The organism is Streptomyces sp. NPDC051940 (assembly GCF_040680895.1).
Taxonomy (GTDB): Bacteria; Actinomycetota; Actinomycetes; order Streptomycetales; family Streptomycetaceae; genus Streptomyces.
The window spans coordinates 13,161-37,538 of sequence record NZ_JBFAXR010000083.1 but is presented as its reverse complement, the minus strand read 5'-3'; the positions used below and the strand labels follow the sequence as shown (position 1 = coordinate 37,538).

20 protein-coding genes and 2 pseudogenes are annotated in these 24,378 nt (G+C 72.4%); 3 read left to right on the top strand and 19 right to left on the bottom strand.

Translation table 11 applies throughout. The features are described from left to right. The 3 genes and pseudogenes from AB0M28_RS27180 to AB0M28_RS27170 all read right to left on the bottom strand — a co-directional run. A pseudogene (locus AB0M28_RS27180) lies at positions 1 to 85 on the bottom strand (hypothetical protein); the annotation flags it as partial. A gap of 31 nt (positions 86 to 116) precedes the next feature. Continuing rightward, positions 117 to 1,196: a Zn-dependent alcohol dehydrogenase gene (locus AB0M28_RS27175; RefSeq protein WP_365410299.1), complete on the bottom strand. Its 1,080-nt coding sequence runs from the start codon at positions 1,194 to 1,196 to the stop codon at positions 117 to 119. 39 nt (positions 1,197 to 1,235) lie between these two features. Then, a pseudogene (locus AB0M28_RS27170) lies at positions 1,236 to 2,675 on the bottom strand (aldehyde dehydrogenase); the annotation flags it as partial. 151 nt (positions 2,676 to 2,826) lie between these two features. On the opposite strand from AB0M28_RS27170, the gene AB0M28_RS27165 reads away from it, so the two are divergent. Continuing rightward, positions 2,827 to 4,011: a CaiB/BaiF CoA-transferase family protein gene (locus tag AB0M28_RS27165; RefSeq protein WP_365410294.1), complete on the top strand. Its 1,185-nt coding sequence runs from the start codon at positions 2,827 to 2,829 to the stop codon at positions 4,009 to 4,011. Next, a complete protein-coding gene (locus AB0M28_RS27160) occupies positions 4,008 to 4,994 on the top strand; it encodes an enoyl-CoA hydratase-related protein (RefSeq protein ID WP_365410291.1) in 987 nt (328 codons plus the stop codon). The genes AB0M28_RS27165 and AB0M28_RS27160 overlap by 4 nt, the downstream gene beginning before the upstream one ends. 108 nt (positions 4,995 to 5,102) lie before the next feature. On the opposite strand, the gene AB0M28_RS27155 is transcribed toward AB0M28_RS27160, so the two are convergent. Continuing rightward, positions 5,103 to 6,542, bottom strand: coding sequence for an MFS transporter (locus AB0M28_RS27155; protein ID WP_365410289.1), 1,440 nt, complete (start codon positions 6,540 to 6,542; stop codon positions 5,103 to 5,105). Between the two features lie 172 nt (positions 6,543 to 6,714). Next, the gene (locus tag AB0M28_RS27150) at positions 6,715 to 7,329 is read right to left on the bottom strand and encodes a TetR/AcrR family transcriptional regulator (RefSeq protein ID WP_365410286.1); all 615 of its coding nucleotides are present in this window, start codon (positions 7,327 to 7,329) and stop codon (positions 6,715 to 6,717) included. A 401-nt stretch (positions 7,330 to 7,730) separates the two neighbouring features. On the opposite strand from AB0M28_RS27150, the gene AB0M28_RS27145 reads away from it, so the two are divergent. Then, complete coding sequence (locus tag AB0M28_RS27145) at positions 7,731 to 8,732, top strand: alpha/beta fold hydrolase (protein ID WP_365410283.1); 1,002 nt, start codon at positions 7,731 to 7,733, stop codon at positions 8,730 to 8,732. 135 nt (positions 8,733 to 8,867) lie between these two features. Here the strand turns inward: AB0M28_RS27145 and AB0M28_RS27140 are convergent, their stop codons facing one another. The 14 genes from AB0M28_RS27140 to AB0M28_RS27075 all read right to left on the bottom strand — a co-directional run bounded on the left by AB0M28_RS27140 (position 8,868) and on the right by AB0M28_RS27075 (position 24,296). Then, a complete protein-coding gene (locus tag AB0M28_RS27140) occupies positions 8,868 to 9,890 on the bottom strand; it encodes an acyl-CoA dehydrogenase family protein (RefSeq protein WP_365410280.1) in 1,023 nt (340 codons plus the stop codon). Beyond that, positions 9,887 to 11,008, bottom strand: coding sequence for an acyl-CoA dehydrogenase family protein (locus AB0M28_RS27135; protein ID WP_365410277.1), 1,122 nt, complete (start codon positions 11,006 to 11,008; stop codon positions 9,887 to 9,889). The genes AB0M28_RS27140 and AB0M28_RS27135 overlap by 4 nt, the downstream gene beginning before the upstream one ends. 25 nt (positions 11,009 to 11,033) lie before the next feature. Beyond that, complete coding sequence (locus AB0M28_RS27130) at positions 11,034 to 11,816, bottom strand: enoyl-CoA hydratase-related protein (protein ID WP_365410275.1); 783 nt, start codon at positions 11,814 to 11,816, stop codon at positions 11,034 to 11,036. A 23-nt stretch (positions 11,817 to 11,839) separates the two neighbouring features. Continuing rightward, positions 11,840 to 13,072 (bottom strand): CoA transferase, encoded by a 1,233-nt coding sequence (locus AB0M28_RS27125; RefSeq protein WP_365410272.1) that lies wholly within the window; start codon positions 13,070 to 13,072, stop codon positions 11,840 to 11,842. Positions 13,073 to 13,137: 65 nt separating this feature from the next. Beyond that, positions 13,138 to 14,307, bottom strand: a complete 1,170-nt coding sequence (locus tag AB0M28_RS27120; RefSeq protein ID WP_365410269.1) for a thiolase family protein — start codon at positions 14,305 to 14,307, stop codon at positions 13,138 to 13,140. Between the two features lie 42 nt (positions 14,308 to 14,349). Beyond that, on the bottom strand, positions 14,350 to 15,504 hold the full coding sequence (locus AB0M28_RS27115) for an acyl-CoA dehydrogenase family protein (protein WP_365410266.1): 1,155 nt from the start codon (positions 15,502 to 15,504) through the stop codon (positions 14,350 to 14,352). Positions 15,505 to 15,763: 259 nt separating this feature from the next. Next, the gene (locus AB0M28_RS27110; RefSeq protein WP_365410263.1) at positions 15,764 to 17,029 is read right to left on the bottom strand and encodes an ABC transporter substrate-binding protein; all 1,266 of its coding nucleotides are present in this window, start codon (positions 17,027 to 17,029) and stop codon (positions 15,764 to 15,766) included. Beyond that, positions 17,029 to 18,144: a branched-chain amino acid ABC transporter permease gene (locus AB0M28_RS27105; RefSeq protein WP_365410260.1), complete on the bottom strand. Its 1,116-nt coding sequence runs from the start codon at positions 18,142 to 18,144 to the stop codon at positions 17,029 to 17,031. Before AB0M28_RS27105 ends, AB0M28_RS27110 begins: the two co-directional genes overlap by 1 nt. Continuing rightward, a complete protein-coding gene (locus AB0M28_RS27100) occupies positions 18,137 to 19,024 on the bottom strand; it encodes a branched-chain amino acid ABC transporter permease (protein WP_365410257.1) in 888 nt (295 codons plus the stop codon). The genes AB0M28_RS27105 and AB0M28_RS27100 overlap by 8 nt, the downstream gene beginning before the upstream one ends. Continuing rightward, positions 19,021 to 19,773, bottom strand: coding sequence for an ABC transporter ATP-binding protein (locus AB0M28_RS27095; RefSeq protein WP_365410296.1), 753 nt, complete (start codon positions 19,771 to 19,773; stop codon positions 19,021 to 19,023). The genes AB0M28_RS27100 and AB0M28_RS27095 overlap by 4 nt, the downstream gene beginning before the upstream one ends. A gap of 131 nt (positions 19,774 to 19,904) precedes the next feature. Continuing rightward, positions 19,905 to 20,762 carry an ABC transporter ATP-binding protein gene (locus tag AB0M28_RS27090; protein WP_365410254.1) on the bottom strand — a complete coding sequence of 286 codons (858 nt, stop codon included), beginning with the start codon at positions 20,760 to 20,762 and terminating at the stop codon, positions 19,905 to 19,907. A gap of 411 nt (positions 20,763 to 21,173) precedes the next feature. Continuing rightward, positions 21,174 to 21,992: a crotonase/enoyl-CoA hydratase family protein gene (locus tag AB0M28_RS27085; protein WP_365410252.1), complete on the bottom strand. Its 819-nt coding sequence runs from the start codon at positions 21,990 to 21,992 to the stop codon at positions 21,174 to 21,176. A 17-nt stretch (positions 21,993 to 22,009) separates the two neighbouring features. Next, a complete protein-coding gene (locus tag AB0M28_RS27080; protein ID WP_365410249.1) occupies positions 22,010 to 23,050 on the bottom strand; it encodes an LLM class F420-dependent oxidoreductase in 1,041 nt (346 codons plus the stop codon). Between the two features lie 88 nt (positions 23,051 to 23,138). Then, entirely contained in the window at positions 23,139 to 24,296 is a 1,158-nt protein-coding gene (locus AB0M28_RS27075; protein ID WP_365410246.1) for an acyl-CoA dehydrogenase family protein, read from the bottom strand. Between the last annotated feature and the right edge of the window lie 82 nt (positions 24,297 to 24,378).

Genomic DNA, 24,378 nt, shown 5'->3' with positions numbered 1-24,378 from the left:
CCATGCCCTCCGCGTCGCGGCTGATGTCCGGGTACGTCTCGGAGTAGCTGCCCTCCAGCCAGGAGTTGGCCAGCACGGCCGGCCCGCCGTGGCCGCACCGCCCGTGGCCGGGGGCGTCAGCGCACGTCGATGACGGTGCGCAGCGCCTCGCCGGTGTGCATCTGCCGGACCGCCTCGTTGACGTCGGCCAGGGGCACCCGGTGGGTGATCATCTTCTCCAGGTCGATCTTGCCGGAGCGCCACAGCTCGGTGATCTCCGTGAAGGACTTCAGCACGTCCTGGCCGCCGTAGAAGGAGGGCAGGATCGCCTTCTCGCTGAGGACCAGCTCCGACATGTTGATCTTCGGGAAGTCCTTCGCGGCGCCGACGCCGACCAGCACGACCTTGCCGCCGCGACGGGTGGCGTCCCAGGCCGCGCGCAGGGTGGCGGGCTTTCCGACGACCTCGAAGACGTAGTCGAAGCCCTCGCCGCCGGTCAGCTTGCCGCTGAGCGCCTTCAGGTCGTCCGGGGCGACGGCGTGCGTGGCGCCGAGCTCCAGCGCCCACTCGCGGCGCTGGGCGACGGGGTCGACGGCGACGATCACGGAGGCGCCGGCGACCTTGGCGCCCTGGATGGCGCTGATGCCCACGCCGCCGCAGCCGATGACGGCGACCTTGGCGCCCTCGTGGACCTTCGCGGTGTTCAGGGCGGCGCCGATACCGGTGGTGACACCGCAGCCGATCAGGCCGGCGATCTCGAAGGGCACGTCGTCGGGGATCGGCACGGCCACGTTGGCGGCGACGACGATCTCCTCGGCGAAGGTGCCGGCGCCCGAGAAGCCGAACACGGCGTTGCCGGAGGCTCCGAAGTTGGGGGTGGTGAAGCCGGTGTAGCCGGAGGCGCACATGTGGCCCTCGCCCCGCTCGCAGGACGGGCAGGACCCGCACGGCGGCATCCAGCAGACCACCACGCGGTCACCGGGCTTGACGTGGGTGACGCCCTCGCCGACCTCGGTCACGACGCCCGCGCCCTCGTGGCCGGGGACGATCGGGGTGGGCAGGACGATGGTGCCGTTCATGGCGGAGACGTCGGAGTGGCACAGGCTCGCCGAGTGCATCTCGATGCGGACCTTGCCGGCGGTGACCGCCTGCGTGGTGACGTCGTCGCGGACGTCCAGCGTCTCGTCGCCGGTCTGCTGCAGGATGGCGGCTCGCATGGTCTTCTTCTGCTCCGTCTCGGGGATCTTGGCGGTCGGCGGGAGGTAGACGGCCTTCGGCTCCAGGTAGGCCCGGAAGCCCTCCACGCCGAACTCCCGCCCGATGCCGGAGTTCTTGAAGCCGCCGAACGGCCCCATGAAGTCGACACGGCAGGTGTTGACGTTGAAGGTGCCGGTGCGGATCTGCCGCGCGACCTCCAGGCCGTGCTCGATGTCGCCGGCCCACACCGCGCCGCTGAGGCCGAAGTCGGAGTCGTTGGCGATCCGGATCGCGTCGGCCTCGTCCTCGTACCGGATCAGGCAGATGACCGGGCCGAAGACCTCCTCGCGGGCGATGCGCATGTCGTTGGTCACGTCGCCGAAGAGGGTCGGCTCCACGTACCAGCCCTTGTCCAGGTGCCCGGGCACGCCGCCGCCGGTGAGGAGCGTGGCGCCCTCGTCCTGGGCGATGCGGATGTAGTCCAGGCTGCGCTGCTGCTGGCGCCGGGTCACCAGGGGTCCGATCCTGGTCCGCGGGTCGAGCGGGTCGCCGACCTTCATCGCGCCCACGGCGGCGGTCAGCGCGCCGGCGATCTCGTCGTAGCGGCTGTCCGGGACCAGGATGCGGGTGAGCGCGATGCACGCCTGGCCGTTGTTCATGAAAGAGCCCTGGAGGACGCCCGGCACCACCGCGGCGAGGTCGGCGTCGGGCAGGATGATCGCGGCGGACTTGCCGCCGAGCTCCAGGGTGACGCGGTGCAGGTTCTGCGCCGCGCTCTCCATGACCTTCTTGCCGGCGGCGACGGACCCGGTGAAGGCGACCTTGTCGACGTCGGGGTGGGCGACGAGGTACGCGCTGGTCTCCCGGTCGGCGGGCAGCACGTTCAGCACGCCGGCGGGCAGGCCGGCCGCCTCGGCGACCTCGGCCAGGACGTAGGCGTCCAGCGGGGTCTCCGGGGATGCCTTGAGCACGACGGCGCAGCCGGCGATCAGGGCGGGGGCGAGCTTGGTGGCGGTGACGAACTGAGGCACGTTCCACGGCACGACCGCGGCGACGACGCCGACCGGCTCGTGGCGGACCAGGACCGGGCCGCCCATCCCGTGGCGCCACTCCTCGAAGGCGAACTCCTGCGCGGCGCCGGCGGTGGCGGCGTACGTCATCACCGCACTCAGCACCTGGCCGGGCACCGAGAAGGTGATCGGCGAGCCGTTCTGCGAGGAGATCAACGCGGCCAGCTTGGGGGCGCGGGCGGCGAGGGCGTCCTTGATCCGGGTGACGACCGCGATCCGCTCGGCGAGCGTCATCCTCGGCCACGGACCGTGGTCGAACGCCTCCCGGGCGGCGGCCACGGCGCGGTCGGCGTCCTTCGGCGAGGCGTGCGGAACGCGTCCGACGACCTCCTCGGTGTGCGGGTTGACGACCTCGATGACGTCCGTACCCGACGGCTCGACCCACTGGCCGCCGATGTACAGCCGGTCGTGGACCTTGACTGCGCTCATCGCTGCACTGCCTCCTGCTCACATCGTTGTGATCCGGGCGACGACGGGCAGATCTGTCCGACCGTCACCGGTCCTGGTAGTTTAACGATCGTTCAATCAACGACGCGTGTGAAGGCAACCACAGCACCCAAGTGGTGTCAAGGAGACCCGTATGACCGCCCTGCCCCTCGCCGGAATCACGGTGGTGAGCCTGGAGCAGGCTGTGGCCGCCCCGTTCGCCACCCGCCAGCTCGCCGACCTCGGCGCCCGCGTGATCAAGGTCGAGCGGCCCGGCGCCGGCGACTTCGCCCGCGGCTACGACGAGTCGGTGCACGGGCAGTCCAGCTACTTCGTCTGGCTGAACCGCTCCAAGGAGTCCGTCACCCTCGACATCAAGACGCCGGGCGGACGTGAGGTCCTGGCGCGGCTGCTGTCGGAGGCCGACGTCTTCGTCCAGAACCTCGCCCCGGGGGCCGCCCGCCGCCTCGGCCTGGGCGCCGACGAGCTGACCGCCCGCCATCCGCGGCTGGTGGTCTGCGACATCTCCGGCTACGGCAACGACGGCCCGTGGGCCGACCGCAAGGCCTACGACATGCTGGTGCAGTGCGAGACCGGTCTGGTCTCGCTCACCGGCACACCCGACGGGCCCGCCCGGGTCGGCGTCTCCATCGCCGACATCGCCGCCGGGATGTACGCCTACTCCGGCATCCTGACCGCCCTGCTGCAGCGCGCCACCACCGGCCGCGGCACGGCGCTCGAGGTCTCGCTCTTCGAGGCGCTGTCGGAGTGGATGGGCTCCCCCGCGTACTACACCGCCTACAGCGGCACCCAGCCGGCGCGGGTCGGCGCCCAGCACGCCACCATCGCCCCGTACGGCACCTTCCGGGCGGCCGACGGCGACACGGTCCTGCTGGCCGTGCAGAACGAGCGCGAGTGGGTGTCGCTGTGCGAGGAGTTCCTCGACTCCCCCGGCCTCGCGAAGGACGAGCGCTTCCTGCGCAACTCCGCCCGCGTGGCACACCGCGCGGACCTGAACGCCCTGCTCGACGAGCGGTTCGAGGAGCTCACCGCGGACGAGGCGGCGGCGCTGCTGGACCGGGCGGGCATCGCCAACGCCCGGCTCAACTCGGTGGCCCAGTACTGGAACCACCCGGTGCTCTCCGGCCGCGACCGCTGGCGGGACGTCGGCACGCCCGGCGGCCCGGTCAGGGCCCTGCTGCCCCCCGCCACGCTGCGCGGCGTCACGCCGCGGATGGATCCCGTCCCGGCGGTGGGCGAGCACACCACCGGAGTGCTGCGCTCGCTCGGCTACGACGACGAGGAGATCGCCGGGCTGCACGCCGGGGGCTGCGTGTGAGCGGCACCCTGGCCGAGCGCCGCCGGGCCCGCCGTACCCGTCTGCGGCCGGCATCCGGCCGGCCGCTCCCCACCCGTACCCGCGAAAGAGGCAACCCGATGTCCCCGTACACCACGATCACCTACGAGGTGCGCGACCACATCGCCACCGTGACGCTGAACCGCCCGGAGGCCCGCAACGGCTTCACCGTGGAGATGTCCGAGGAGCTGGCCGCCGCGTTCACCGCCGCGGACGCCGACAACGACGTGCGCGTGGTGGTCCTCACCGGTGCCGGCGAGACGTTCTGCGTGGGCGCGGACCTCTCCGGCGGCGGCAGCGGCAAGCGGGGCTTCTCCTCCGCCGGGGACGGCGACGGCCCCGCGCAGCCGGCCCCCGACGACTACCAGGAGCCCGCGGGGCGGGTCACCCGGGTGCTCTACCAGCTCAACAAGCCGGTGATCGCCGCGGTCCGGGGTGCGGCGGTGGGCGTCGGCTCGACCATGCTGCTGCCGGCGGACTTCCGGCTGGCCGCGGAGGGGACGAAGTTCGGCTTCCCGTTCACCCGGCGCGGCATCGTGCCCGAGGGCGCGTCGGCCTGGTTCCTGCCGAAGCTGGTGGGCCTCGGAACAGCGATGGACTGGCTGGTCTCCGGCCGGATCTTCACCGCCGAGGAGGCGTACGCGGCGGGCCTGGTGACCAGCCTGCACAAGCCGGACGACGTGCTGGACGCGGCGTACGCCCTGGCCGCCGACCTCGCCGCCAACGTCGCCCCGCTGTCCGCCGCCCTGACCCGGCAGCTCGTGTACCGGATGGCGTGGGCGGACAGCCCGGAGGCCGTGCACCGGCTGGACTCGCGGCTGGTGTTCGACACGGTGCGCGGGCCGGACGCCTCGGAGGGCGTGAAGTCCTTCTTCGAGCGGCGCAGCCCGGACTTCCCGACCCGGATCCCGGAGGGGCTGCCCGACCACCTGCCGTGGGTGGACGGCGGGGCCGCGCGGGGCTGACCACCCCCGCACCCGCGAAACGCCGTGGGGACCGCTTCTGGTAAGCGGTCCCCACGGCGTTGTCGTACCGGGCGGGCGCCCCCACCGGATGGGATCAGGAGGGGCGGCTCAGCCGCCCGACGACTGCCCGGCGTCGTCGCGCACCCCGGCGCCGTCCCGCACCCCGGTGCCGGAGTCCACCCCGGCGTCCTGGCCCGCCGGGGTGCCGGGGCCCGTCGCCTCCCACGACACGAACGCCCGCACCTTGGCCGCGTCGCGCTCCGGGTCGCACAGCAGCGCCGCGACGACGGCACCGCACACCACGACCGTGCCGACGACGGTGAATCCGTCGGCGTAGCCCTGCGCCGCGGTGGCGGCGGAGTCGACCAGACCGCCCAGCAGCAGCGGCGCGATGACGCCGCCCATGCTGAACACGGCCACGATGACGCCCATGACGGCGCCGCGCTGCTTGGCCGGCACCACGTCGGACACGGCCGCCAAGCCGATGCCGTAGCCGGCGCTGGCCAGGGACGCACCGCCGACCATGAGGGCGATCTGCACAGGTCCGCGGTCGAGCTGTGCGAAGCCGATGGTGCTCAGCCCGCCGGCCCCGGCGAGCCCGGCGGCGAACAGGCAGCGGGCGCTACGGCTGCTGACGCCGCGCCTGGTCATCCGGGCGGAGACCACGCCGACCAGCACCTGGAGCACGGCGGCGGCCAGATAGGGCAGGGCGTTCAGCACGCCGGCCTCGCGCGCGGTGTAGCCGAGCCCGTCCCGCAGATACACGGTCAGCCAGGTGACCTTGACGGCGACGCTCCAGTAGGTGGTGAAGAACATGGCCACCAGGCCGAGGACCGTGCCGGTGCCCATCAGACGCCAGAAGGGCCCCGTCTCCGGCAGCGCGGCGGCTGCGCCGTGCCCGTCGCCCGCCTTCTCCGGGCCGCTGTCACCGAAGATCACCCACAGCGCGCACCAGGCGATGCCGACGGCGAAGAGCGCCGCGAACGGCGCGTGCCAGTCGTACCGCAGCATCAGCTCGGTCAGCAGCGGCGAGGCGATCAGCGGCCCGACGCCGGCCCCCGCGATGACGATGGACGTCGGCACGGCGCGCTTGTCCGGCGGGAACCAGGTGTGCACGACGGCGGTGGCCATGGCGGTGGCGGGCCCCTCCGCGAAGCCGAGCAGCACGCGGCAGGCGACCACCACGCCCACGCCGACGGTGCCGATCAACGGCGCCAGACTGACCGCCCAGAGCAGTGCGACCGCGCCGAGCAGCCAGCGGGCGCGGATCTTCCCGATCAGCACGCCGCCGAGTACGGCGCCGACCGCGAAGAGGAGGAAGAAGCTGCTCTGCACCTTGCCGAACTCGGCCTTCGTCAGACCGAGTTCGTCGATCATGTCGACGCCGACGATGCCCATGACGGCCTTGTCGGCGTAGTTGACCAGGAGGAGACAGCAGAGCAGGGCCACCGTTGCGAGGGCGCGACGACTGGTGCGTGCGTCGTCGTCACGGGGGGCGGACACGTGCTCGGGCCCGGGCTCGGGCGATGCGTCGATAACGAGAGACACGGCTCCCCTTTCGAAGGAGTGCTGGGAGAGGTGCCTACGAGCGGCTGAACGAACGTTAGCTAAAATGCTGGATCCGAACAAGGGACCCGATGCGTGCAGGAGGCCGGGTGCGAACGCAGAACAGCCCGCCCCGCATGACGTGATCAGCGGGGCGGGCGGCCTGCGAACGCTCCTACAGGCGCGCCCCGCGCCTGGCCGCCCGGGGCCGGTACTCGACGACGGTCAGCGCCAACGACACGTACCGCTCCACCAGTTCGTCGAGCGGTACGGGACCATCCACCCGGTACCACTGCGCCACCGCGTTGCACATCGCGATCACGGCGCGACGCGAGTCCTCGGGGTAGGGCGTCAGGAACGTACCGTCTTCCACTCCGCGCTCGATGATGCCGCGGAACAGCTGCGTTCCGCGCTCCTCGTGCTTGCGGTAGTGGGCGAGGTTCTCCGGTTCGAGGCTGCGCCCCTCGAGCAGCACGATGCTGCTGTTGGCGGCATGGCCCGCCCGGAACCGGACTGTGGCGCCGACGACCGCCTCCAGCTGCTCGGCCGGCTCGTCCCCCACCTCGGCCAGCGCCTCGTCGCACGCGTCGAAGTACGCGTCGAGACCCTCCTGCATGATGGCCACGAGGAGTTCCTGCTTGCCCTTGTAGTAGTAGTACAGGGCGGACAGGCTCACGCCCGCGCGCTGGGCGATGTGCCGGATGGACGTCGCACCGTATCCCTGCTCCGCGAACTCTGCCCGGGCGGCCTCGATGATGGCCTTGTGGCCTGCGGTGGTTCGACTGGACACCGTACTCCGATCCTCCATGACGCGCCCTATCCGGCCAGGGCGGCTGAACCATGGCATGACTGAACATTCGAGCAGCCGGGGATGCCATCGTAGTCGCAGATCGCGGCTCCTCCCAGGTGGATTCCCTGCGATCTGCGACAAGCGGCTGAACAAACGATCAGTCGAAGCCGGACGCCGGCCCGCGGACCCCTCGGCCGGCACCCGGAGCCGCACCGCCCGCGGGCGTCCGGGTGCCGCGGCACAGTCACACCCTGCCCGGCTGTGCCGCCGCATCTGTTCCCGCACCGGAGACGCCTGCCCACCCCGGTCTCCTCCACCGTCGGTGACAGCCGCGTTAACCGTGCGTTGCACGGTGCGGCACCTCCCATCCTTTCCGGGGGAACCGAAAAAAGGAGACAAAGGTGTTTCGTTCATCGCCCCAATCCGTCGGGCGGCGGCGTGGAAACCTGAGGTCCGCTCTGGCCGCCCTCGCCGCGCTGCCGGTCCTCCTGCTCGGCGCGGCCGTCCCGGCCTCGGCGGGCGGCAGCGGACCGGCCCTCAACACCCCCGCCGCGACGCTCAACGCGGCGCTGTCCTGCTCGGCGAACCTGGCGAACGCGACCAGGACACCGGTCCTGCTGATCCACGGCACGAGCTCCACGCCGCAGGAGAGCTGGAGCTGGGGATACCAGCGGGCGCTAGGTATGGAGGGGTATCCGGTGTGCACGGTGACCCTGCCCGAGCGGTCCGGTATCAACGTCACCGTGCAGGCCGAGTACGTGGTCAACGCAGTGCGCTCCATGTACGGCACCAGTGGCCGGAAGATCGCCATGCTCGGTCACAGCCAGGGGGCCTTCTACCCCTTGTGGGTGCTGCGGTTCTGGCCCGACCTGGCCGCCAAGGTCGACGACGCGGTCGCGCTCGCCGGCCCGCTGGACGGAGCCGCCGCCGGGAACGTCCTCTGTGTGACCGGCTCCTGCCCCGAGGTCGGCTGGCAGCTGCGCCAGGGCTCGGACACCATCGCCGCCCTGCGCCGCGCCCCGCTGCCGGCCGGTCCCGCGTACTCCTCCATCGCCACCTACAACGACGAGATCGTCTTCCCGCAGCCCAGCACCGCCCGGATGCCCGGGGTCACCACCTCGATGATCCAGGACGTGTGTCCGCTGCGCGTCGTCGGCCACGCCGGCCTGCTCGCCGACGCCGTCGGCTACGCCCTGTTCAAGGACGCCATCACGCACACAGGCCCGGCCGACGCCGACCGCGTCAGCGGCCTCACCTGCTTCGCAGGCACCTTCGACAACGTCGACCTGCTCGCAGCCCCGGCCAACATCTTCGTCACCGGGGCCTACTTCGCGCTCAACACCCTGACCGCGCCCAAGGTCGGCAGTGAACCACCGCTGCCCGCCTACGCGCTGAACGGCTGACCGAGGCCGCGTCGGTGCCGTCCCCCGAGAGGACGACGGCACCGACGCGGCGACGGCACATACGCGGCGACGGCATCGCCACGGGAGCACGGGCACGTCACGAGCACACACCCCGGCGCGCGGCCTTCGAGCTGGTCACGCGCTCGAGGACCCACGCGGACCGGCAGCGGTGAGAACGGTCCACATCCCTGCCTCCCCCAGGGCGGCCGCGCTGCGGCCGAGCTCCGCGGCCCAGTCGCGCTCGCTCGCCACCGCGTCCCGCCAGGCCCACAGCCGGCGGGTGTAGCGCTGCAGCGGGTACTCCGCGGTGATGCCGATGGCCCCGTGCAGCTGGTGGGCGATCTGCGCGACGGCGGTGGCGGCCGCGGCCGTGGCGACCCGGGTGATCTGCGCGGCGGTCGCGCTCACGCCGGTCTCCCGGGCCTGGGCCAGGGCGGCGTCGGCCTGCACCAGCTCGACCCGCATCAGGGCGAGGTTGGTCGCCACCGCGGGGATCTTCAGCAGCGGGGCGCCGAACTGCTCGCGCTCGGAGACGTAGGACTTCGTCAGCCGGTACGCGCCGTGCGCCGCCCCCGCCACCGCGGTGGACCAGGCGAGCGCGAACCGGGCCCGGACCAGCTCGTGGGCGGGCGTCCCGGCGAGCTCGGCGACCGGCGCGGCCGACAGCAGCACGGTGTCGCGCGGCTCCCCGGCCAGGTTCTCGCCCTCGCGGACGGTGACAGCCTCTTGCCGCAGGTCCACGACCAGCGGTGGGGCCTGCGGGGCGCAGACGACCAAGCGGTCGGCCTCGCGGGCCCAGGGCACCGCCGTCAGCTCGGCGGTGACCGTACCGCCGGTCGTCGCGAGCGGCGCGTCCAGCAGCACCAGGGTGGTGAACCGGTCGTCGACCGCCGTGGCATGGCTGAGCACCCAGTCCGCGGTGGCCGCCTCGACGACCGGCTGGCTGACGCCGTGCCCGGCCAGCGCCTCGATGAGGACGAGCAGGTCGTCGAAGCTGCCGCCGGAACCGCCCCGTTCCTCCACCACGCCGACTCGGGGCAGGCCCAGCTCGCGCAGCTGCGCCCACAGGGCGCGCTGCTCCTCGGCGGTCTCGGCGGGTCCGGTGCGGCGGACCAGGTCGTCCACCAGGTCCCGCAGCTCGGTCGCGAACTGGCTCATGAACGGGCCTCCTGTCGGGCGATGAGGGAGAGCAGCACCTCGGCCGCGCCACCGCGCAGGCCGAAGCCGGGCGAGGCGAGCAGCGCCTGGCCGAAGACCGAGTCCGGGGCGGCGTCCAGGCACCGGCCGGTGCGGCGCAGCGCCTCGATGACGTCCCGCTCGAAGGCGTTGCCCAGGTACTTCAGCGAGGCGGCCTGCTGGACCGGGGCCTCGCCGGCGTCCATGGCACGGGCCACCTCGAAGCAGAGCCGGCGCAGCACCGCCAGCCGGGCCACCAGCGAGCCCAGCAGCGACTGGAGTTCCCGGTCGTCGGCGCGGCGGGCGGCCTCGGCGAGCAGCTCCACCAGCACGGGGTAGCTGGACAGCACCCGCTCGGCGCCGCCCCGCTCGAACGACAGCTGCTCGACGACCTGCCGCCAGCCGCCGCCGACCTCGCCGATCACCCGGTGGGCGGGGACCAGGACGTTCTCGAAGCGCACCTCGTTGAAGTGGTGCTCGCCGGACAGGTCGACAATCGGGGTGACGGAGACGCCGTCGGCGTCCATGTCGACGACGAACTCGGTCAGCCCCTCGTGCTTGCGCCCGCTGCGGTCGGTGCGGGCCAGCAGGTAGATGTGGGTGGCCAGGTGGGCCTGGCTGGTCCAGATCTTGTGGCCGTTGATCCGCCAGCCGCCCTCGGCCGGCTCGGCGGTGGTGCGCACCGAGGCCAGGTCGGAGCCCGCCTCGGGCTCGCTCATGCCGAGGCAGAACACCGCCTCGCCGGCGGCGATCCGCGGCACGATCTCCGCCTGGAGCCCGCGCGAGCCGTGCCGCAGGATCGACGGGCCGATCTGCCGGTCGCCGATCCAGTGCGCCGCGACCGGCGCGCCCGCGCGCAGCAGCTCCTCGGTGACCGCCAGCCGCTCGACGTTGGTCCGCCCCGAGCCGCCGAACTCCTCGGGGTAGGTCATGGCGATCAGCCCGCGGGAGGCGAGCTCCTTGCTGAACTCCAGGTCGAAGGAGCGCAGCCAGCAGTCGCTGCGGGGCGTGTAGCGGCCGGCGTCGCGCCACTCGGCGGTCAGCGTACGGACCTGCACGCGCAGGGCGGCGCAGGAGTCCGGTCCGGGGGACGGGTTCATGGGGGTGGTGCCTCTCGTACGGGGGTCAGCGGCCGGTGAAGACGCCGGGGCGCTTGTCCTGGAAGGCGGCGAACGCCTCCGCGGAGTCCTGGGTGGAGGTGATCACGGCCATGTGGGACGAGATCAGGTCCAGGTGCGTGCGCAGGTCGTGGTCGGCGCCCTGGCGGACGGCGCGCTTGATGGTCTGGATGGCGAGCGGCGGGCGCTCGGCGAGCCGGGCGGCGTACGCGTACACGGCGTCCATCAGGTCCTCGTCGTCGTGGACCTCGTCGACCAGACCGATCCGCAGGGCCTCCTCGGCGCCGACGAAGTCGCCGGTCCACAGCAGCCGCAGCGCGGTCGACGTGCCGACGGTGCGCGGCAGCAGCCAGCAGCCGCCGTCGCCGGGGACCAGCCCGACCTTGATGTAGCCCTCGGAGAAGCGGGCGCTGCGGCCGGCGAAGCGCAGGTCGCACAGCAGCGACATGTCCATTCCTGCGCCGACGGCGGGGCCGGCGACGGCGGCGATCACCGGCTTGGAGACGTCCTGAAGGGCGAGGGCGACCTGGTGGACGCGCTTGGTCAGCAGCTCCTTCTCGCCGAGCGGGGTGCGCTTCTCGCCCTTGAAGTCGGCGAGGTCCACCCCGGAGCAGAAGGACCCGCCCGCGCCGGTGAGGACGATGGCCCGCACCTCGGGGTCGGCCTCGGCGGTGCGCAGGGCCTGCGCCCAGGCGTCGCACATGTCGAGGGTGAAGGCGTTCTTGCGGTGGGGGCGGTTCAGCGTGATGGTCGCGATCCGGTCGCGGACCGTGTACTCGAGGTCTGCCATGGTCGTGCCTTTCTCAGGGTGCGTCAGGTGTCGGCCGGTCCGGGTCGGCCGGTCACCGGCCGGTCCGCGTGGAGCACTCCCGCCCCGCGCAGTCGCTCGATGTCCGCGCCGGTGAGGCCGAGTTCGCGCAGCACTTCGGCGGTGTGCTCGCCGAGCACCGGGGCCGGGCGCAGCGGCACCTCGGCCTGGCCGACGGACACCGCCGGGCGGGCCAGCCTGAGCGGTCCCGCGACCGGGTGGTCGACCCTCTCGAAGAAGCCCGTCGCCTTCAGGTGCGGGTCCTCGAAGAGGTCGCTGACCGAGTTGACCCGGGTCGCCGGGATGTCGCGGGCGTCCAGCTCGGCCTGCCACGCGGCGGTGCTGCGGGTCGCCAGCTCGGCGCCCACCAGGGCGTACAGCTCGTCGATGTGCTCGGTGCGCTCGCGGATCGTGCGGTACCTCGGGTCGTCCGCCAGTGCGGGCCTGCCGATCGCCTCGAAGAAGGCGCGCCACTGGCCGTCCGTGTAGATCATCACGGCCAGCTCGCCGTCCGCGGTGCGGTACGGGCGGCGGTGCGGGGACTCGGTCCTGGCGTAACCGGTGGGCCCGGCGGGCGGGTCGAAGACCCAGCCGCCCTGCTGCTCCAGCAGCATGAAGCCCGCCATCGTCTCCAGCATCGGCACCTCGACCACCTGGCCCCGGCCACTGGCCTGCCGTCCGTGCAGCGCGGCCAGCACCGCGGCGGCCGCCATCAGGCCGACGGTCTTGTCGGCGGCGGCAGTGCGCAGGTACTCGGCCGATCCGCCCGGTCCGCCCTGGACGGCCGCCATACCGCTGGCGGCCTGGATCACGTCGTCGTACGCCGGCCTGTCCGCGTAGGGGCCGCCCGCGCCGAAGCCGCGCAGGGCGCAGTACACGGCACGGGGGTTGATTCCGAGGACGTCCTCGGCGGTGATACGCAGCCGGCGGGCGGCGGCGGGCCGCAGGTTGTGTACGAAGACGTCGGCGCCGCCGACCAGCCGCTCCAGCACCTCGCGGGCGCCGGCGTGCTTGAGGTCGAGCGCCACGCCGCGCTTGCCGCGGTTGACGTTGAGGAAGACCGGCCCCATGCCGGTGCCCCGGCTGTCGCCGATGTAGCGGACCACGTCGCCCGCCGGCGGCTCGACCTTGACGACGTCGGCGCCCCACTGCGCGAGCAGCAGCGTGCAGTAGGGCCCCATGAAGGTGGAGCTGAGGTCGACGACGCGTACGCCGTCGAGCGGAGGCTTTGAGGCCATGTGCGTGTCCGCCCTTCCCGTCAGCGGATCCGGTCCCGGCGGCTGCCGGTTCGGACGAGTCGGCGTCAGATCAGTTCCAGGACGGTGGCGTTGGCCATGCCGCCCGCCTCGCACATGGATTGCAGGCCGTAGCGGATGCCGTTGTCGCGCATGTGGTGCACGAGGGTGGTCATCAGGCGGGCGCCGGAGCCGCCGAGCGGGTGGCCGAGCGCGATGGCGCCGCCGTTGGGGTTGAGGCGGGCGTAGTCGGCGCCGAGCTGCCGCTGCCAGCCCAGGGAGACGGGGGCGAAGGCCTCGTTGATCTCGAAGGCGCCGATGTCGTCGATGGCGAGACCCGCCTTGGCCAGCGCCTTGCGGGTGGCCGGGACCGGGCCCTTGAGCATGGTGATCGGGTCGACGCCGGTGACCACGCCGGTGTGGAAGCGGGCGATCGGGGTCCAGCCGTTGGCGGCGGCGATCTCGCTGGTGGTGATGAGCAGCGCGGCGGAGCCGTCGGAGATCTGCGAGGCGTTGCCCGCGGTGATGACGCCGCCCTCCTTGAACGGGGTCTTCAGCGCGCCGAGACCCTCCAGGGTGCCGCCGCGGCGCACGCCCTCGTCGGTGTCGAAGAGCCGCGTGTTGCCGTCGGCGTCCGTGACGGTGACGGGGGCGAGCTGGCCCTTGAAGCGGCCCTCGTCGATGGCGCGGGCGGCCTTGGCGTGCGAGTCCAGCGCGTGCTGGTCGAGCTCCTCGCGGGTCAGGCCCCACTCCTCGGCGATCATCTCGGCGCCGACGCCCTGGTTGAAGCGGAAGTTGTCGTACCGCTCCCGGACCAGTGGTCCGCCCGGCTCGCCGAATTGGCCCGTCTTGTTGGACCCCATGGGCACCCGGCTCATCGACTCCACACCGCCGGCGACGGCGATGTCGTACTGGCCGGCGATGACACCCGCGGCGACCTGGTGCACGGCCTGCTGCGAGGACCCGCACAGCCGGTCCACGGCGAGTCCCGGGACGTGCTCGGGCCAGCCGGCGGCCAGCACGGCGTACCGGCCGATGGAGCCGGTCTGCTCGCCGACCTGGGTCACGCAGCCCCAGACGACGTCGTCGACGGTCGCCGGGTCGAGGCCGGTGCGCTCCGCGAGCGACGTCAGCACATGTGCGGACAGGTCGACGGGGTGGATGCCGGACAGGGTGCCGCCCGGCTTGCCCTTGGCGACCGGCGTGCGGACCGCGTCGACGATGACTGCGTCACGCATCGGACTCTCCTTGGTCAGTGGTGGTGGGACGGGGCGGGCGGACTACAGGCCGAGCGACCGGGCGATGACGATCTTCATGATCTCGCTGGTGCCGCCGTAGACCCGCGAGACGCGGGTGTCGGCGTACAGCCGGGCGATCGGGTACTCGCGGATGTAGCCGTAGCCGCCGTGCAGCTGGAGGCACTTGTCGATGACCCGACCGGCCGTCTCGGTGCAGAACAGCTTGGCCTTGGCGGCGTCCTCGGCGGTGAACTCGCGGGCGGAGTGCAGCTCGATCGCCTTGTCCACCATCGCCTGGGCCGCCTCGATCTCGGCGGCGCACTCGGCGAGGACGAACTTGGTGTTCTGGAAGGAGGCGACGGACTTGCCGAAGACCTTGCGGTCCTTGGTGTAGTCGACGGCCAGCCGCAGGGCGGCGCGGGCGGAGGCGACGCCGTTGACGGCGAAGACCAGCCGCTCGTGGGCGAGGTTGCGGGTGAGGTACGAGAAGGCCTTGCCCGCCTCGCCCAGCAGGTTCGCGGCCGGCACACGGACGTCGGAGAAGGACAGCTCGGCGGTGTCCGAGGCGTGCACACCGATCTTCTGCAGCTTGCGGCCCACCGCGAAGCCCTCGCTGGTGGTGTCCACGCACAGGATGGACAGTCCGGCGCGGCGGTCCTCGGCGGTGGCCGGGGAGGTACGGCAGACCACCAGGACCAGGTCGGCCTGGGACCCGCCGGTGATGAAGGTCTTGGCGCCGTTGAGGACCCAGTGGGTGCCGTCCTCGGAGAGCTTCGCCGAGGTCTGGATGCCGGAGAGGTCGGAGCCGGTGCCAGGCTCGGTCATGGCGACCGCGGTCATCAGCTCGCCGCTGACGCAGCCGGGCAGCCAGCGCTGCTTCTGCTCCTCGGTGCCGAGGGAGAGCAGGTAGGGCATGACGACGTTGTGCCCGCTGTAGCCGCCGAAGCTGACGCAGGCGTACTGGGTCTCCTCCAGGAAGACGGCCTGGTACCTGAAGCCGTGCTGTCCGGCGCCGCCGTACTCCTCCGGGATGTCGGTGCCGAAGATGCCGAGCTCCCCGAGCCGGCGGTACATCGCCCGCGGGACGGCTCCGGCCTCCTCCCACTCGTGGAAGGACGGGACGACCTCCTTGGCGATGAAGTCCCGGACCATCTCGCGGAAAGCCTCGTGGTCCTCGTTGAACACGGTCCGACGCACGGTTTCCCCTCTCGTGGGCGCACAGGATGCGCTCTTTCGAACGATCGTTAAATTAGGCTCTCCGCTCCCGCCTGTCCAGTCGGCCGTGAGGCGGCTCACGTCCGGCGGCTCGGGCAGCGCAGGCGCCGCAGGCAGCGCGGACACACCGGCGGCGCGGGGGACAGCGCCGTCGGCACGCACCACTGCCCGGACGGCACGACTGTGCGGTCCGGGCAGTGGTGTGGTCCCGGCGGCGCGGTGCGCCGGCGCCGGGTGGGCGTCAGCCCTGGGCGAGATAGCCGGCGGTGTCGGGGGCCTCCGTGGCCTCCCGCTCCAGGACCAGGCCGCCCGGGGCCGCCTTGGAGGGCTTCAGGACGTAGCTCGCCGCGCTGGAGGGCATGCTGGTGTCGGAGAAGTCCAGCTTGCCGACGAGGCTGTCGTAGTCCTTCATGCCCCGCAGCGCCTTGAGGATTCCCTCGCGGCTGAGGTCACCCGCCTTGCACGCGTTCTTCAGGGCGTCGACCACGATGCCCGCGTCGAGCGCGCCGACCTGGACAGCCTGGCTCAGCGGCTCCTGGGGGTACTTCGCCTGGTACGCCGCGACCGCCGCCTTCAGCGTCGGACTGTCGCCGGTCACCGGGCCGAAGGGGGTGGAGAGGCGGAGCATCTTCTCGATCGCCGGACCGGCCGGCGTGGCGAGCAGCTGGGGCGCGAAGGCGGTGCCGTTGGCGAGCACCGGCACCTGCAGACCCGACGCGGCGGCCACGCCTACCAGGGACGCGGTCTGCGGGGGCAGCACGGCGGCGGCGATCGCCTTGACGCCTGCCTGCTTGAGCGCCGTGACCTGGGCGGTCATATCCGAGTCGGTCGGCTTGACGGCCTGCTCGACCAGCGTGACACCGGCCTTCTCCGCGGCGTACTTGAGACCCTTCAGCGCGTCGCCGCCGTACTCGCCGTCGACGTAGACCACGCCGACCTTGTCGCCGGCCTTGAGGCCGGCCGTCTCGACCAGGTAGGGCAGCCCGTTGACCATGTCGACGGCGTAGGTGGTGCCCACCACCTGGAGGGCGTTGTGGCCGAGCAGGGTGGAGGAGAAGCTGCCCGCGAAGGTCAGCATCTTGTCCTTCTCCAGGCTGTCCATGAGCGCCGCGGTCTGCGCGGACCCCACGAGCATGGGCATCGCGGCGACCTTGTCCTTCAGCTCCGCGTAGCCGGCGACGGCCTTCTGCACGTCGAGGCCGTGGTCGCGGACCTCCAGCTCGATGGTCCGGCCGCAGACGCCGCCGTCCTTGTTGGCCTTCTCGAACGTGAGCTGCATCGACTGCAGCAGCGGCTTGCCGAGCGCCGCGCCGGGACCGCTGATGTCGGTGAGGGTGCCGAGGGTGATCTTCTTGGCGGAGATGCCGGGTCCGGTCTTCACACCGCCCTCGGTCGTGCCGGCGCCCTCGTCGGCCTTGCTGCTGCAACCGGTCACCATCAGAGCGAGCGCGGTCGCCGAGACCACTGCGAGACGTCGCGCGGACTGCTTCCTTGCGGACTGCTTCATCACGGGTTGTGCTCCTTGTGCGTGGGAGTGAGGGTGCTCAGCCGGCCGCGGAGCCACGCCGGGAGGCGCAGCGAGACGAGGCCGCCGGGGATGAACAGCAGCACCAGAACGAGTGCGGCCCCGTACAGGAAGCGCGCCACCTCGGCCGGTGAGAACCCGCCGGGCGTGCCGGGCGGGTCGATCAGGGGCAGGTCCGCGGCGTAGTAGCCGAGGACCTGGGGCAGTACGGCGACGAACACCGCACCCGCCGCGGCACCGGCCGCCGAGCCGAGGCCGCCGATGACGATCATCGCGAGCAGGTCCATCGAGAGCAGCAGACCGAACTGCTCGGGGACCACCCGCTGGACGGCGAGGGCCAGCAGTGCGCCGCCGGCGCCCGCGTACATGGACGAGACGGTGAAGGCCGCCGCCCGGTGGCGGGCCGGGTGGACTCCCATCACGGAGGCCGCGACCTCGCTGTCGCGCAGCGCCCCGAGCGCCCGGCCGGCGCGGCCGTTCAGCAGGTTGCGGGCGGTGAACAGGGCCAGCGCCACAAGCAGCAGGCCGAAGTACCACAGGCGCTCCAGCGCGCCGAACGGGACGCCGAGGAGCACCACGTCGGGGCCGCTGTCGTCCAGCGGCAGCCCGAACAGCTCCATCGCGGGCACCGAGCGGCCGTTGAACCCGCCGGTGACCGACGTGGCGTTGAGCATGACGTGGCCACCGATGAAGACCAGCGCCATGGTCGCCACGCCGAGGTACATCAGCTTCAGCCGGCCCGACACGGGGCTGAAGGCGGCGCCCGCGAGGCCCGCCAGGAGCACCGCGCCGATCAGGGCGAGCAGCGGCGGCAGCCCCAGTCCGTTCAGGCTGGTGGCGCCGGCGTCGTGCGGTTCGTCCGCGAGCCAGATGTAGCCGTAGGCGCCCACCGCCAGGAAGAAGGCGTGCCCGAGGGAGAGCTGGCCGGCGGTGCCCACCAGCAGGTTCAGCCCGATGGCGGCGATGACGAAAGCCATCGCGAACAGTCCGGTCTGCAGCCAGAACGTGGAGAGGTAGAAGGGCGGCAGGAGCAGCAGCAGCCACCACGCGGAGCGGGTCGCCGTGCGCCCCTTCAGTCGGGAGAGGACGTCAGACACGGTTCGGCTCCTTGGCGCCGAGGAGACCCTGCGGCCGGGCGATGACCACGAGGATCATGACGATGTACGGGGCGACCTCGGCGAGGCCGTCGCCGAGGACGTGCAGCTGCTGCTGGTAGCCGGCCGCCGCCGCCTCGGTGAGTCCGACCAGGAGGCTGCCGAGCAGCGCACCGCCCACGGACCCGAGTCCGCCGAGGACCGCGGCCGGGAACGCGGCGAGCGCGATCTGCCCGGTGGTGTGCTCCAGGCCGGGGGTGGGGAAGGCGGCGAGGAAGACGGCCGCCACCGCCGCCAGCACGCCCGCCGTCGCCCAGGCGATCAGGTTGACCCGGCCGGCGCGCACGCCCATCAGGGCCGCGGCCTCGGGGTCGACGGAACCGGCCCGCATGGCCAGCCCCCAGTTCGTCCAGCGGAACGCCGCGAGGAACAGGCCCACCAGCACCACCGCGCAGACCAGGGAGGCGATCCGGGTCGCGGCGACGGTGATGTCGCCGAGGTGGACGACCTTCGATCCCCAGGGGTCGCCGATCCCCATCACCTCGGTGCCGATGCGCCGCGACAGCTCGGTGAGCAGCAGCACGTCGACGCCGATGGTGAGGATGGTCGGCGCGGCGTGTCCTGCGCCGCGTACCCGGCGCAGGACCAGGGCCTCCAGGACGGCGGCGAGCGCGCTGCCCGCGGCCGCCACCACCAACGCCCCCGCGAAACCGAGGGGTTCGTGCAGGACCGCCACCAGGTAGCCGCCGAGCAGCAGGATCGAGCCGTGGGCGAAGTTGACGGCACCCGACGCCTTGTGCACGAGGGTGAAGCCGAGGGCGATCAGGGCGTAGACGGACCCCATGGCCAGTCCGTTGATCAGGATCTGCAGCGCGTTGCTCACGCGTCCTCCTTGGTTCCGAGGTAGGCGCGGACGACCGCGGGGTCCTGCTGGACCTCGCCGGGGGTGCCGCCGCCGATCCGGCGGCCGAAGTCGAGCACCGTGACCTCGTCGGCCAGCCGCATGATCATCCCCATGTCGTGCTCGACGATGAGGATGGAGATCCCGAGGGCCTCGCGGACGGCGGTGATGGTGCGGGCCATCCCGCGCCGCTCCGTGCTGTTCATGCCGGCGACCGGCTCGTCCAGCAGCAGCAGCCGCGGCTCCATGCACAGCGCGCGGGCCAGCTCCACCCGCTTGCGGTGGCCGTACGGCAGGCTCGCCACGGGGGTGTCGACAAGGGCGCCGAGACCGGTGAACTCGGCGATCTCCCTGACCCGGGCGCGGTGCAGACGCTGCTCGCGCACGGTGTGCGGCAGGCGTAGCGCCGTCGCGGCGAATCCGGCCTTGGTCAGGGTGTGGCGGCCCAGCATCAGGTTGTCCGCGACCGTGCCCCGGGTGAGGACGATGTTCTGGAAGGTACGGGCGATGCCGAGGGCGGCGATGCGGTGCGGGTCCAGGGTGGTCAGCTCGGTGCCGCCGTAGCGGACGGAGCCGGCCGCGGTCTGGTAGACGCCCGAGAGTACGTTGAAGCAGGTGGACTTCCCCGCGCCGTTGGGGCCGATGAGGGCGTGGATGCTGCCGGGCGCCACGGTGAGGCTGACGTCGTCCAGCGCGGTCAGGCCGGCGAAGCGTACGGTGACGCCCTCCATGACCAGCTCCGGCACCTCGTGGCCGGACCCGGTGGCGGGCTGCCGGTCGGTGGAGTCCCCCTCGGCCCGGGCCGGCTGCCCGCTCTCGGCGCGGTCCTCGGCGGCCTCCGGTTCGGCCGTGTTCTTCGCGGTCATCGCTCCCACCTGCTCAACGTCGGTGTCCCGGCGGCCTCGTCGGCACCGGACGCGTCCGCGCCGCCGGTGGCCTCGCCCGACTCCGGGGTGTCTGCGGGCTCCTCGCCCAGATAGAGGCGGCGTACCTCCTCGGAGGCGGCCAGCTCCGCCGCCGGTCCGTCCAGCCGGACCCGGCCGACGTCCAGCACGTAGGCGTGGTCGGCGAGTTCGAGGGCCAGTGCCGCGTTCTGCTCGACGAGCAGGACGCCCGTGCCCTGGCGGTGGATCTCGGAGATCAGCTCGGCGATCTTCTCCGTGGTCTGCGGGGCGAGGCCGAGCGACGGCTCGTCCAGCAGCAGCAGCGAGGGGCGCGCCATCAGGGCCCGGCCCATCGCGAGCATCTGCTGCTCGCCGCCGGAGAGCAGTCCGGCGGGGCGGTTGCGGCGCTCAGCCAGTACGGGGAAGAGGCTGAACACCTCGTCCAGCGCCGTCTGCAGGCTCTTGCGGCCCCCGCGGACGCCCAGCCGTCCGCAGCGCAGGTTGTCCTCGACGGACAGCGGCCCGAACACGCGGCGCCCCTCGGGGACCTGCACGACGCCCGCGGCGACGGCACCGGCCGATCCGGCGTCGGTCAGGTCGCGGTCGCCGTAGCGGACGGTTCCCGCCTCGACCTGGCCGCCGTGCAGGGCGAGGGTGCCGGAGACGGTGCGCAGGAGGGTGGACTTCCCGGCGCCGTTGACACCGAGCAGGGCCACGATCCCGCCGGCCGGGACGCGCAGACTGACGTCCCGCAGGACGTGCACGGAACGGCCGTAGCCGACGGAGAGTCCGTCGAGGACGAGTTCCACGGGGGTTCGCGGCGATGGCGGACTCATGGGACGTACTCCTTGGATGGGAAGGCCGTTGTCGTACCGGCGGAGCGCACCGCGAGCGAATCGGGCGGGGCGGCGAGGGGCCCAGTCATCGGGCCGGCCGGGACTGCGGCCGGCTGATCTCGGTGGGACGGCAGCAGCATCTCCGCCCGCGCGGCGCCGGTCGAGGGAAGTACCACAGCCGTGACCTGCGGGGAACCGATCGTGTGACGGTGCACAGCCGGCAGGCGCGCGACTGGGAGTATGTACAGTCCGCGCGACGGACGGTTCCGCCCCCAGCAGGGCGCGAACCGGGAACGCCGAAGGGGCGGCCGGGACCCGAACGTCGTGCGTTCGTGTCCCGGCCGCCCCTCTCGCGGCGTCTTCGGCACCGGCCCCGCGGTGTGCGGCGCCGCTCAGCCCGTGCGGCGCGGCTCAGCCCGTGCGGCGCGGCATCCCGGCGAGGTTGGCCCGTACCGCCTCGACCTGGCCGGGTGACCCGATCAGCTCGTGGATCGCGTGCTGCTCCGCCGCGAATCCCTCGTCCAGGCCCACCCGGCCGGCCAGGTCGAGCAGCCGCTTGGCGTGCCGTACCGCGTCAGGACTCTGCGCTGCGATCTCGGCGGCGAGTGCGAGGGCCGCCGCGTGCGGCTCATCCTCGGCCCGCGTCGCGAGTCCGAGGGCGGCGGCCTCGGCACCGCTGACGATCCGCCCGGTGAAGGTGAGCTCCTTGGCCACGTCACGTCCGACCAGCTCAGGCAGCAGCTGGGTGCCGGTCATGTCCGGGACCAGCCCCCAGCGCACCTCCATCACCGACAACCGGGCGTCGGGCGCCACCAGTCGGATGTCCGCGCCGAGCGCCACCTGGAGCCCGCCGCCGAAGGCCACCCCGTGGACGGCGGCGATGACCGGGACCGGCAGCCGGGTCCAGACGTACGCCGCCTGCTGCCCCAGGGCCCGCGCCGGACCGATGCCGCCGGGCGCGGGCGAGGTGCCTGTACCCGGCCTCAGTTCGCCCCCCGCCATGGACCGGAACGATCCGAGGTCGAGCCCGGCGCAGAAAGCGCGGCCCGCGCCGGACAGGACGACCGCGCGTACCGCGGGGTCCTCCCCCAGTCGCAGCCCGGTGTCCACCAGAGCGGTGAACATGTCCTTGTCGAGGGCATTGAGCTTGTCGGGGCGGTTGAGCCGGACGTCCGCCACGCCGTCCACGACGGTGCAGCTCACCCGCTCACTCGGGACGGGACTGGTCATGCGTGCTCCGTGGGTTGTCAGGCGGTCAGCAGTCGCAGTCGCGCGATGTCGGCGACGCGGCGATCGGGGTCGGGGTGTACGGGGGTGGCGTTGAGCGTCGTGACCCCCGCCGCGCGGTAGGCGGCCAACCGCTCGCGGACGTACGGCTCGGGACCGACCAGCGAGGTGGCGCGCAGCAACTCGACCGGGACGGCCGCCTCGGCCTCGGCCTTCCTCCCCGCGAGGTACAGGTCCTGGACCTCCTCGGCGGCTTCCTCGAACCCGTACCGACGGCACAGGCTGTTGTAGAAGTTCCGGCCCCGGGCGCCCATGCCGCCGATGTAGAGCGCGACTTTCGGGCGGGCCAGGAGGAGCAGGTCCTCGACGTCCTCGCCGATCGCCAGCGGCATGCCCGCGACGATGTCGAGCGGGCCGAGCGCCGGATCGCGCCGCGCCGCGCCCTCGGCGAGCGACGGGCCCCAGACCTCGCCGGACTTCTCGGGGTGGAAGAAGAACGGCAGCCAGCCCTCGGCGATCTCGGCGGCCAGCGCGACGTTCTTCGGCCCGATCGCGGCCAGCATCACCGGGATCCGCTCGCGCACGGGGTCGTTGATCAGCTTGAGGGGCTTGCCGAGGCCGGTGCCCTGGCCGGCAGGCAGCGGGATGCGGTAGTGGCGGCCCTCGTACTCCACCGGCTCGCGGCGCCAGACCGTGCGGCAGATCTCCACCAGCTCCCGGGTGCGGCCCAGCGGCGCGTCGTACTCCACCCCGTGGAAGCCCTCGATCACCTGCGGACCCGACGCGCCGAGACCCAGGGTGAAGCGGCCGTCGGAGACGTGGTCGAGGCCGGCCGCGGTCATCGCGGTGAGGCTGGGGGTGCGGGTGTACAGCTGCAGGATCCCCGAGGCGATCTCCAGCCGCTCGGTCCTCGCGGCGATGTAGCCGAGCTGGCTCACCGCGTCGAAGGAGTACGCCTCGGGGACGAACACGATGTCCAGTCCCGCCTTCTCGAAGTCACCGAGCCGCCGAACGGTCTCCTTGAAACCGCCGGCGTAGCCCAGGGGCATACCTATTCTCACAGGCTCTCCCGTTCTCCGTGCGGACGCCGATGGCCCGGACCAGCCCTCGCGGGCGGTTCCGGGTCATCGGCGCTGTGTGCGGGTGGGGCTACAGGCCGAGGTCCTTGGCGATGATGGTCTTCATGACCTCGGACGTGCCGCCGTAGATGCGCGAGACACGGGTGTCCGCGTAGAGGCGCGCGATGGGGTACTCGAGGATGTAGCCGTAGCCGCCGTGCAGCTGCAGGCACTTGTCGATGATCCGGCCGGCGACCTCGGTGCAGAACAGCTTGGCCTTCGCCGCGTCGGCGACCGTCAGCTCCCCGGCGTCATGCAGCTCCAGCGCCCGATCGGTGAACGCCTGCGCGGCCTCCAGCTCGGCGGCGCACTCGGCCAGCACGAACTTGGTGTTCTGGAAGGACGCCACCGGCTTGCCGAAGACCGTACGGTCCTTGACGTACTCGGTGGCGAAGCGCACCGCCGCCGCCGCGGCGGCCGTGGTGCCGATCGCGATGGTCAGGCGCTCCTGCGGGAGGTTGTGGGAGAGGTAGGAGAAACCCTTCCCCTCCTCGCCCAGCAGGTTCTCCACCGGCACCTTGACGTCGGCGAAGGACAGCTCGGCGGTGTCGGAGGTCTTCAGGCCGATCTTCTGCAGCTTGCGGCCGACGGCGAAGCCCTCGGACGCGGACTCCACGCACAGGATGGACAGGCCGCCGCGGCGGTCCTCGGGGGTGGCCGGCGAGGTGCGGGCCACGACGAGGATCAGCTCGGCCTGGGCGCCGCCGGTGATGAAGGTCTTGGCCCCGTTGAGGACGTAGTGGGTGCCGTCCTCGGACAGCCTGGCGGTCGTCGTCATGCCCGCCAGGTCGGAGCCGGTGCCGGGTTCGGTCATCGCGATGGCGGTCATCATGTCGCCGGAGGCGAAGCCGGGCAGCCAGCGCTTCTTCTGCTCGTCGCTGCCGTACTCCATGAGGTACGGCAGGATGAGGTTGGCGTGCACGGAGTAGCTGCCGAAGGACGCTCCGGCCCTGGCCACCTCCTCCATCACCACCGCGTGGTACTTGAAGCTGGTCTCGCCGGCGCCGCCGTACTCGGCCGGCACCTCGATGCCCAGCACGCCCAGCTCGCCGAGCTTGCGGTAGAAGTCCCGGGGCGGGTGGCCGTCGGCCTCCCACTCGTGCTGGACCGGGACGACCTCCTTGGCGATGAAGTCCCGCAGCATCTGACGGAACGTCTCGTGGTCCTGGTTGTACACCGTACGGCGCACGGCAACCCCTCTCCGCGGGTGCATGGGCGCAAGTCGTCGCCCGGACTGTGTTGAACGATCGTTAAGTTAGTTCATCGATGGG

Bases quoted from the DNA above. Each gene is read 5' to 3' on its own strand.
- AB0M28_RS27130 (WP_365410275.1), bottom strand. From the start codon at position 11,816: ATGGCAGACCTCGAGTACACGGTCCGCGACCGGATCGCGACCATCACG.
- AB0M28_RS27085 (WP_365410252.1), bottom strand. From the start codon at position 21,992: ATGACCAGTCCCGTCCCGAGTGAGCGGGTGAGCTGCACCGTCGTGGAC.
- AB0M28_RS27135 (WP_365410277.1), bottom strand. From the start codon at position 11,008: ATGAACCCGTCCCCCGGACCGGACTCCTGCGCCGCCCTGCGCGTGCAG.
- AB0M28_RS27110 (WP_365410263.1), bottom strand. From the start codon at position 17,029: ATGAAGCAGTCCGCAAGGAAGCAGTCCGCGCGACGTCTCGCAGTGGTC.
- AB0M28_RS27120 (WP_365410269.1), bottom strand. From the start codon at position 14,307: ATGCGTGACGCAGTCATCGTCGACGCGGTCCGCACGCCGGTCGCCAAG.
- AB0M28_RS27165 (WP_365410294.1), top strand. From the start codon at position 2,827: ATGACCGCCCTGCCCCTCGCCGGAATCACGGTGGTGAGCCTGGAGCAG.
- AB0M28_RS27095 (WP_365410296.1), bottom strand. From the start codon at position 19,773: ATGGAGGGCGTCACCGTACGCTTCGCCGGCCTGACCGCGCTGGACGAC.
- AB0M28_RS27090 (WP_365410254.1), bottom strand. From the start codon at position 20,762: ATGAGTCCGCCATCGCCGCGAACCCCCGTGGAACTCGTCCTCGACGGA.
- AB0M28_RS27140 (WP_365410280.1), bottom strand. From the start codon at position 9,890: ATGAGCCAGTTCGCGACCGAGCTGCGGGACCTGGTGGACGACCTGGTC.
- AB0M28_RS27125 (WP_365410272.1), bottom strand. From the start codon at position 13,072: ATGGCCTCAAAGCCTCCGCTCGACGGCGTACGCGTCGTCGACCTCAGC.
- AB0M28_RS27175 (WP_365410299.1), bottom strand. From the start codon at position 1,196: ATGCGAGCCGCCATCCTGCAGCAGACCGGCGACGAGACGCTGGACGTC.